Annotated in this window: 1 protein-coding gene; it reads left to right on the forward strand. The window is 63.1% G+C overall.

Annotated elements, in window-relative coordinates; translation table 11 throughout:
• A partial coding sequence (locus tag ACR3FF_RS27185) for an ISH3 family transposase (RefSeq protein ID WP_458191216.1) occupies positions 1–867 on the forward strand: 867 nt, incomplete at its 5' end.
• Positions 868–940 lie beyond the last annotated feature (73 nt).

The following is a 940-nucleotide window of genomic DNA, read 5'->3' on the forward strand; positions in this document are numbered from 1 at the left end:
GGGCCGAGGATCATCTGTCTCGACTTCGTCGACATCCACTACCACGGCTGTCCACACCGCTCGCCCGGGGAACTCTGTCACACAACTCCCCGCGATGGCACCTCTCAGTGCCATCGCTACCTCGCTGGATTCGTTCTCTGTCGAGCCAAACCACTCGTGGTCGCTGTCACCGCTGTGCGAGGCGACGAGCCGAAAAGCGACGCGGTCGAGCGACTGCTCGACCACGTCGCAGCCCTCCCGTTCGATGTCACTGGACTCCTCGCGGATCGTGGGTTCTACAACGGCGCATCGATCGAGCGACTGGGTGCGACTGCACCAGTCGCTCTCCCAGTCATCCGCCGGGGGAAACAGATGGCCGAGAAACTGAACACGTCGGTCTCCTACTGGACAGAGTACGTCATGTACGAAGGCAGCGAGCGGGAACTGCGCTTCCCGCTCGCGGTCTGTGTCTCCTATCAACAGGGGAACCGAGGCAAACACGGCTTGCTCGTCCGGGCGTACGTGGCGTGCGATCTGACCGATCGCACGCCCAAAGAAGTCGAAGCCCTCTACCAGAAACGCTCAGCCATCGAGACAGCCTTCCGAACGATGCGCGAAGCGCGTGCGCGAACAAGCACGACTGACCCAGCCGTTCGGTTGGTGTTCGTGCTTGTGAGCTTCCTGTTGCGGAATCTCTGGGTGATCGTCCGATGGGGCGTGCTCGCCACGCCGCGACGCGGCGGGCGAGCACTCCCTGTGTGGTTCCGTTTCGAGGTGTTCCGCGAGTGGATTGATCACGCTCTCGACGACACGTTGCGTCGGAAGTGGGAAGCACCGACCAACGGTGTCGGCATTCCAGCGACGTACAGCCAGCTGGACGCGGGCTGAGTAGGCCCGCGTCCAGCGGCAGCCCTCTGCGTAAGCGACAGCTTCGCCTCTTGGCTGGACTGACGGCGCTCTC

It is taken from the genome of Haladaptatus ordinarius (genome assembly GCF_054177595.1).